The organism is Fodinibius sp. Rm-B-1B1-1 (genome assembly GCF_038594945.1).
Lineage (GTDB): Bacteria > Bacteroidota > Rhodothermia > Balneolales > Balneolaceae > Fodinibius > Fodinibius alkaliphilus.
In genome coordinates, this window is sequence record NZ_JBCFYD010000003.1 from 140,857 (window position 1) to 150,219 (window position 9,363).

The following is a 9,363-nucleotide window of genomic DNA, read 5'->3' on the forward strand; positions in this document are numbered from 1 at the left end:
ACTCAATGTTTTATCATCACGCACGTCCATCTACATGTCTGATATCATTTTCCATCTCCCATTACCCTTGACCAACACCTTGAGTGAAAAGTTACGACGAACCTCCATAGGCTCTCCAGATTGAGTGGGTTGCCCCTCTCTTAAATTGTTGCTGATCAAATTTCAATTGTAAGTTTCCTTGGTTTGTGATCAATGCCAGCAAACTTTTAAAAAATTGACGTGCCTTATTTTATTTTTACAAAAATCCGGGCTTTGGGATACCGAACCCCCTCAAGTGGATGTTCCGTCTTTTTACTGGTGTCGTAATCGCCCGATTTGGTAGCTGTAAATGTGCCATAATTATCATCTCCTCCGTTTCCAAACCCACCATCAGCTTCCATAGTCGTAACCATCAACTTATTTGACTCCGATGCGGCATCGGGATGGATCCAAACCGCAGGAGAAACAAGCTTGTCTCCGGCATGTCCCGGCAAATCAGTTCCACTGCCCCCACGGCGTGGAACATGCACTATCTTCGAACTCCGGCTATTCCCCTCAGAGTCACTGGTTTTGAAGTATATCTCACAATCTCCGCCAAAGTAGCCATCTGTCGTCCAGTTATAAATACGATAGACCCGTGTTTTCCAACTGTCCGACTGAATTGCTGTGGATGTTTGTTCTTTGTAATCAGCACGAGATATTTTTTTCTCGGCAGGATGCAGGGTAAACAGAGCAGCAACTTCCGAAGCATGCACTTCTTCTTCTGAAGTTAACATTTGGCTACTGCCATCGGGATGATAGGCCGTAGCTTTTTTCGCATCCACATTCAAAATGCATATTGCCATAATATTACCGTTGGCATGCTCCCAAGTCTCGCGATGCGTCTCATAAGGGAGGTAAAAATCCAGCCTTGGGAGTTCGTCGAGCAACTCATCCAGTACTTTCTCCCCTTCAAGCTTACTTGTCAGCGCCTCTCGAAGTTTCGTCCCCTCTGCACTCTCTAAAAACTCCTGAAATACCAGCTTATGCTCATGGTACGGAGAAGCATCCATAGCTGCATGGACTGTCTTTCGCACCTCAGAGTTATCCAGGGCTGCCGCCAGGGTATATGCCAACTTATTGTTAGGAGATTCCGGTAAGATGTCCGGTGATGTTCCCCGGTCACATCCCAAAACGGTCACTACTATAACCAGACAGACCATGACTTTTGACAAATAAATTGCATCAATGGAAATAACATTTTTCATCATTCAAAGAATTTCGTTTTAAATAAGTTCAGTTTTTAATCAATTTCTGACGACAATTTTAGCTTTTACTGTTGGGTTACTTAGGTTAGAATCACTGTCTCGTTTGCCAGTAGCATAAACGCCTTCCTCTTTAACGGTAAAAAAGCCCTCACTGTCATCACCAAACTGTTCCGGACCATCGGATTCCAATACATGCACATTTAACCACTCCTCTGATTTGACAGCAGCATCGGGATGTATCCAAACCTCAGTTGACAACTCTTTAACCTTGGGAGTGTCTGAGCCAAACGGATTTGAAGGAACATGCATTATTTTGGACTGGTACTCTTTTTCTGATTTAGTACTGCTGGTCATAAAATAGATTTCGCAGTCCCCGCCAAAGAGCCCGTCATCAGTCCAATTCCAGATCTTTTTAACGCGTGTTAGCCATCGGTTTGTTGACATTTCTGTATTAGTTTTAACCCTGTTGGCTGAACGCTGTATTTTAGGCTCGGCAGGGTGCAGCGTAAACATAGCGGACACCTCGGCTTGGTGGATCTGCTCTTTTGAATTAAGCGTACGACTGCTTCCATCAGGATGGTAAGCCGTGGCCTGTTTCTCATGGACATTCAGCACGCATATCGCCATCAGGTTATCCTCGGCATGCTCCCAGGTTTCGCGATGCGTCTCATAAGGCAAATAGAAATCCAGTGCTGGCAGCTGAGACAGCAGTGCGTCCAGCTCATCTTTACCTCCCAGCTTATGCACCAACATTTTTCGTAATTCCTGCCCCTCGGGCTGTTGTAAGTATTCACCAAATACTAACTTGTGCTCGTGGTAGGGCGAAGCATCCATCGCTGTATGTACGCTCTGACGCACCTCGGGGTTATCCAAAGCTGCCGCCAGGGCATATGCCAAGCGCTCGTTGGGTTCCTCAGGCAGAGGCTCGGGTTCAGCTCCCTGATTACACGCTGTTATCAACAGCAAGCCTATTGCCAGAATCAGATAACTGTTTAGACTATATAAGGTTTCGAATCTCATAAGAATGTACCTCAAAATTAATTGTATAGGGTTCAATATTACTCGCATCATTTAGATTGCCTACTTAACCGTTATATATTGCTCTGTCTTGGGATATTTATAAATCACTACATCAGACTCATACTTCCCTTCCATCACAACCTTAAAACTACCGTAATTATCATCATCGCCGCCGTGGAAAAAACCACCATCATCTTCCATCACAGTTACTTCCAATGGATGTGTATCGGTTGCTGCATCTGGGTGAAGCCATACGGCAGGGGATACATCTTTGACTGCGGCCCCAAATTTTTCATTTGACCCCGTTTGAATGCTAATTGTTTTTGAACGATGAGCTTCACCTTCCGGATTCTTTGTACGAAAGTAGATTTCACATCGTCCTCCAAAGGGACCATCAGTCGTTCGGTTCCACAATTTATTAACCCGTGTTTTCCAAGATTTGGACTGCATTTGGGCATTTCCGGCAGCAACTTTACCACCACTCCGATGTGTCTTCTTTTCTGCAGGATGCAGGGTAAACATAGCCGCTATCTCTGCTTCTTTGATTTGCTCGCTGGAACTTAGCACTTTTCTGCTTCCATCCGGGTGGTAGGCCGCAGCTTCTGTGGTATCCACATCCGTAATACAAACAACCAGCAAATTACCGTTGGCATGCTCCCAAGTCTCACGGTGGGTCTCATAAGGGAGGTAAAAATCCAAGTTGGGCAACTCCGAGAGTAGTTCATTGAGTTTATTCTCTCCACCCAACTCTTCAGCTAATGCTTTGCGAAACTTGCTGCCAGCAGAATCTTGCAAAAACTGGTCAAACACCAACTTATGCTCCCGGTACGGAGACCCATCCATGGCGGCGTGGACACTCTCGCGTACATTTGCATCGTCCAGTGCTGATGCCACTGCAAAAGCTAACCTTTCATTAGACTTTTCAGGTAAGTGACCTGGGCTGTTGTCTTTGTCACATCCCATAATTAAAACCATCGAAAGACTGATTGCTATAAAGAATAATTTTGTGATAGTTGTACCTAAAATTTTCATGTTGATAGAATTTATTTTGCATAAGATCAGCTGGCAATAAACAAGGTGCTGATATCGTTCGTGATTGGTTTCGCTGGTAACCTATCAGAAATTGTTTATCAATGATTGCACAGATGTTGCGAATGTTTGTACAAATGTGATTACTACCCTTAAAAGACTCTTAAAAGGGTTTTTAGATGGAAATAGCTCCAAACTTCTACGTTATCTTCTCCAGGTGGCCAATGAAGAAATATCTTATTTTCTTTTAGCGACAGCTGGAATAAGAGGGGCTGTTAAATCCAAGGGATAGTCGATTTCAGCAATATTCCCTTCGGTTTTCCGAGCAGGTGTACTCTTAATCCGTTAGTTTCTCCCGGTATTTCATTCTGTCAGTTTTCCAGGGATCTCAACCACTCTTAGCCAAAAAGAGGCAATATTACTTATACTTCCTCTCGTTAAGGAGCTCTATGTCAATTACTGATTGTCCACTGTAATTGTTGCTTTGGGAAAACTCCTACCCTGATTTTTACTTGTATCATAATCGTCCGGGCCATCTGCTATAAAAAAGCCGTAGTCGTCATCTCCACCAGTTCCACCACCGTCAGCTTCCTTGACGCGTACTTTCAATTTATTCGCCCCTGATACTGGTCCGTTATATATAAATAAATCCGTTTTCTTTGTCGGGGCGCTGTCTGAATTTTTTATCTTAGCAATCAATGCCGATTCAACACTCACTTGACTTGATTCTGTTGCATGGCTTTCATCTAATCGGCGGGCCATAAAATAAAATTCACAGTTTCCGCCAAAAACTCCGTCAGCAGTATAATTCACAATTTTAGTAACGTATGTTGCTTCATTATCCTGAGTAATTCCACTGTTCGCACTTCCCAAAACCGAATAACCCATTTCCCGGGAGTTTGAGCTATTTCTGTGAACTTTTGGCTCTTCGGGGTGTAGGCTGAACATCGCTGCTATCTTGGCTTCTTCGATTGCCTCCCTGGATGTGAAGGTTTCGGTGCTCCCATTCGGGTGATAAGACGTGGCCACCTCCGCATTAGGGGTGAGCACACAGGTGACAAATAAATTATCCTTTGCATGCTCCCAGGTCTCACGGTGCGTTTCGTAGGGAAGGTAAAAATCCATGCTCGGCAACTCATCCAGTAACCCGTTGAGGACATCTTCACCACCAAGCTTTTGGGCTATCGCTTTTTTTAGTGCGGCCCCTTCCGGTTGATTTAAAAACTCACCAAACACCAGTTTATGTTCATGATATGGAGAGGCATCCATTGCACTGTGTACACTTTCGCGAACATCAGGGTTCCCCATCGCCGCTGCCACAGCAAAAGCCAGTTTCTCATTGGCCGCTTCCGGCAAAGCCTCCGGGGATGCCCCTTGATCACAACTTGTCAATAGTGTTACGAGCAATAAACCGAAAATAAGTATATAAGTCTTTTTCATTGTTAATTACATTAGGAGTTATGATTGCCTTTATGATTCCGAACTAAACCTAACCGTTATACCCCTATCCTGCTTGCACAGATGTTGCGAATGTTTGTACAAATGTGATTACTGCCTTTAACGACTGGAAAGACACTTTAAAATACAGATAAGAACCTCTCAAATGTGATTACATTACTTTATCAAGGTAGGCTGAGGGCGTAACGTCATATTTTTCTTTAAAGCGACGGCTAAAATAAGAAAGGCTATTAAATCCTATGCTATATGCAATCTCAGATATGTTATCTTCCCCTTTACGAAGTAATACAGTTGCACGCTCAAGCCGTAGATCACGAATTAGTTTGGCCGGTGTTACTCCGGCCTCTGCCTTTAGCTTTCGGCTGAGATGAGAACGGTCCACTGCCATTTCCTCTGCAAGTTGTAATACGGTGAAATCACTGTCAGTCAAGTGTGTTTCTATCACCTCTCTAACCTGCTGCTCAAATGGGGAAGGCTCGCTGGCAGTCGAAACAGTAAATTCTTCATCGGTAAAAACCTGTTGTAAACGGCTTCGCTGTTCCAGGAGATTCCCAATACGGGCGCGCAATACATCCGCATCAAATGGTTTGGTTATATAGGAATCGGCCCCTGCCTTAAGTCCCTTCAATTCACCTTGCTTGTCAGCCATGGCAGTAACAAATATCAGAGGGATTCCTTTGGTCATTGGATCTTCTTTGAGTGCCCTGCTTAACTCAAAACCATCCATCTCGGGCATCATCACATCACAGATCACCAAATCGGGCAATTGCTTGCGAACTGCTGCAAGCCCCTGTTTGCCGTCAGAAGCTTCTAAAATAGTATAATCAGGCACCATAATCGTTCGGATATAGTCCCGAATATCTGGGTTGTCATCAATTACCAACAAGGTGGTTTTATCTTCCTCAGCCGTAGTCTTGCGCTCGCCGTTATCAGCTGTTTGCCGTACATTAAATACGGCCGGAGCACCTATTTCATCTGGAATTGCTTCTACATCTTCGGTGATCTGCTCCTCTCTTAGATGCGTTTTGCCTTTTAGTAAGCTTAATGAGAATGTACTCCCTTCCCCAAGCGTGCTCTCCACAGTAAGGGTACCCTTATGCAGGTGAACCAATTCTTTCGCAAAGGCAAGTCCCACACCGGTGCCCTCATTCTTTCGTGTTGAGGTGCTATCTACCTGGTAAAAGCGGTCAAAAACATGATTCAGCTCTTCTTCGTCAATTCCGATGCCCGTATCAGAAACTTTTATCGTAACCTCAGTATTATTTTCAACCACCTTAACCGAAACCCGGCCATTCTGAGGAGTAAATTTGAGTGCATTGGATAACAAGTTGCTGAGTGCTTTCTGTATTTTCTGATTATCGAAGTAGACCATACAGTCCCTATCAGGTAGATCTGTGGTAAGACAAATATTTTTGACTTCCGCCATAGGTGAAAATTCAAGTACTAATTCATCTACAAAACTTGTAACCGATTGGCGGGATGCCTGCAGCTCTACCATACCGGCTTCAATACGCGAAAGCTCTAGCAACTGATCGATCAAACGCTGTAAACGTTCTCCATTTCGAATCATTGGCTCCAGCTGATCACGAACGGCCTGCATCTGGATATCTTCATTTTCATGAAGGATTTTTAGTGGCCCAATAAGCATCGTAAGGGGCGTTCGCAATTCATGGGTTATATTAGTAAAAAACTGATTTTTCCGCTCATTAAGACGCCGTAACTCCTGCGCCTGTTTCTCCGTCTTAATTTTTTCTTTCATTAATTGTTGAGAGCGCTTCCGAACAGCCTGCTCTAACTTATTCTCCCGTTGTTTCAAACGATAGGTGCGCAATTGTATCAAGCCTGCCAATCCAATAAACAATACGATTGCAACAATAACATAGAAAATAGTAGTCTCATAAAAATAAGGGAATACCGTTATCGCAAGACTGGCCGGATTTTGACTCCAGTTCTTATTATTTGTGGATGCTATAACTTCAAAGGTGTAATCACCGGGGGGAATATTCGTATAATAAGCCGTTCGGTTTGTACCTATAGTCCAGTCATTGTCAAATCCTTTCAGACGATACTTAAAGCGAATAGATTCAGGATCCCGGTAACTGAATCCTGTAAAATCAATTTCAAAATTTCGTTGATTGGCATTTAACGTTAATGAATCATTTTCAATCCTAATACTTTCATCTTCAGATATAACCCCTTTAATAATAGCCCGTGGGAAAAATGAGTCACGAGGAAAAGAAGATGGATCAAATGTAACTACACCTCCTTGACTTGAAAACCATAAGCTCCCATCTTGGGCTTTTATACCCGACTGTTGAACCCCACCATTAAATTCCCGACTTCTTAGCCCATCCGTTTCATTATATCCCACTGAATTTATTTTCAATAACTCTCCCTTGCTATATTTATCTAGCTCTGACTTTAACACATAGAAAATTCCCTGATTGCTGCTCATCCATAATCGTTCTTGCCCATCTTCTATTATCTGGTGAATTCCATTGCTATATAGCCCATTATCTTTTGCAAATATTGTATTATTCTGCCATTGGGGAATGCCCTTTTTTATAGTAAGGCGATTTAACCCCAAATCTTCTGAACCAAAATAAAGGGTATAGTTAGATGGACTTTCTTTAGTATCTATATAAATACTGCGTATAAGATTACTTGACAGTCCATCATCTTTATCGTAGACATCAATATTACCTTTATCATAATGAATAATTCCCTCACCATTTGTCCCCATCCACAACGAACCATCCGGAGCTTCTGTAATGTACCTTACAGGATAGTTAATCCCATCATTGATATTTACTTGGTTCCAAACTTCATCTTTTTTCATCCAGAGACCATCCTCAGTAGTTCCTACCCACAGCCTGTTTTTGCTATCTTCAAAAAGTGCAGTAACATTTAATCCGTTTTCTTCCCTATCTTTTAAAAATGGTACATTTACCTGACTAAATAGTTTTTTCTCCTCATCAAATTGATAAATCCCATGATTTAATATTGATACTAAGAGTATTCCATTCTCTCGTTGGAGCATTGACAGTACATACTTTTTTTGCGGGGTATCACCTGGATTAAGCGACTGAAAATCAAAAGACGTTATAATTTTGTTGTTCTTTAATCTTACAGGACCTGCACCAAATGTACCAATCCAAATAGAACCATCCGTAACTTGGGCAATTGAATTTATATTTGATGTTGGAATACCTTCTTTTAACCCATAAATGGTAAATGGATTAGATTTTAATCTATAAAAACCAGATCGATTTGTTGTGAACCACAAATTATTTTCCCTATCAAAATAATATCCTGTAATACGGCTCTTAAACTTTACCAGTAGCGAATTATCTTTGTACACACGATTACGGGTTATGTACATCATACTTCCCGCATGTCTCTTGAGTACTTCGCCCCCCATTCTCCAACCTATTCCCTCATTTGTATGTATCCAATCACCATTCTTCAACTCATAGAGTCCATTATCTCTTGTAGCTGCAACTATGGTTCCATCATCCCTTTGAAATAGATCAGTAATTTTGTAATCAGGGAAATTTAATTTTGTCAGATTATAATTGGAAAATCTATAAATACTTTTATCAGCAGCAAATAATAAATTCCCAGTATTTAAGGTCAAGAAAGGAATAATACCAGTGTGCTGTTTTTTCCTATATACCAATGTAGACTTATTTCCATCAAACAAATTTACACTTTTGTTTTTTTTATCTACGTACCATATATCATTTTCAAAACCCTTGTAAATTCGAAGAATATGTCCTCTTATTTTTTGTGGATAAAACGGAGACATATTTCCGTCTTTATAAACACTAATTCCCTTTTTAGTTCCTACCCACATTCTTCCACTCGGATCAATATACAAGGATGAATACTGATCACCATTAAGACCATCTTTAGAACTGACCCTTTCAAATTCACTACCAGTAAACTTAATCAATTCCCCTTTATCTGTACCTAACCAAATCGTTCCATCATAAGTCTTCTTTAAATCTACTATCCGATTACTTGTCATTGAAGGGTATTCTACTGTTTTAAAAACTTTAAAATCTACTCCATCAAAACGTACTAGTCCATCAGTAGTACCAATCCAAAGATATCCCTCTTCACCTTTAACAATTTTTGTTGTTGTATTTACGGGAAGTCCATCTTTGACTGTCCATTGGTCTAATATATAATCACTTTTGATAAAAGAGAGTCCAATATTTTCTGGCTGTGGAGTTGCAAAACAAACCATTCCAACAGTAGAATGAATGGCAGGTAAACTAAATATCAAGAAAATAATTATGCCAATAGAGTGGTATGCAAAGGAAATTATTTTCTTGATAGGAGCTAAAACCAACGTCATTTAACAAATTATTCAGTTTTGTAAGTACTACTCCTATTATGACAATAACATTCAAGTGATACAAGTTTTCATGGAAAATGAACAGATGGGACCACTACAAAATTATTTACTATATCAATTAGATCTGTGAAAGTAGGCACAAACAAAAAAAGGTGACCCGTGGTATGGATCACCTTCTTTCGTATCAGTTGCTTGTCGAACATATAAATAAAAAAAAGAGCGGGCGGGGACCTACGCTTCCTCCCAAAGGGAAGTACCATCGGCGCT

General features: G+C 41.4%; 5 protein-coding genes. All 5 read right to left on the reverse strand.

Translation table 11 applies throughout. From position 1 onward, the window contains the following. Positions 1 to 224 precede the first annotated feature (224 nt). Positions 225 to 1,229: a hypothetical protein gene (locus AAFH98_RS14835; protein WP_342523649.1), complete on the reverse strand. Its 1,005-nt coding sequence runs from the start codon at positions 1,227 to 1,229 to the stop codon at positions 225 to 227. Between the two features lie 36 nt (positions 1,230 to 1,265). After that, positions 1,266 to 2,246 (reverse strand): hypothetical protein, encoded by a 981-nt coding sequence (locus tag AAFH98_RS14840; RefSeq protein ID WP_342523651.1) that lies wholly within the window; start codon positions 2,244 to 2,246, stop codon positions 1,266 to 1,268. Between the two features lie 60 nt (positions 2,247 to 2,306). Next, positions 2,307 to 3,278 (reverse strand): hypothetical protein, encoded by a 972-nt coding sequence (locus tag AAFH98_RS14845; RefSeq protein ID WP_342523653.1) that lies wholly within the window; start codon positions 3,276 to 3,278, stop codon positions 2,307 to 2,309. A 453-nt stretch (positions 3,279 to 3,731) separates the two neighbouring features. Continuing rightward, complete coding sequence (locus AAFH98_RS14850; protein WP_342523655.1) at positions 3,732 to 4,715, reverse strand: hypothetical protein; 984 nt, start codon at positions 4,713 to 4,715, stop codon at positions 3,732 to 3,734. Between the two features lie 169 nt (positions 4,716 to 4,884). Continuing rightward, positions 4,885 to 9,096 carry a two-component regulator propeller domain-containing protein gene (locus tag AAFH98_RS14855; RefSeq protein WP_342523656.1) on the reverse strand — a complete coding sequence of 1,404 codons (4,212 nt, stop codon included), beginning with the start codon at positions 9,094 to 9,096 and terminating at the stop codon, positions 4,885 to 4,887. Positions 9,097 to 9,363: the final 267 nt, after the last annotated feature.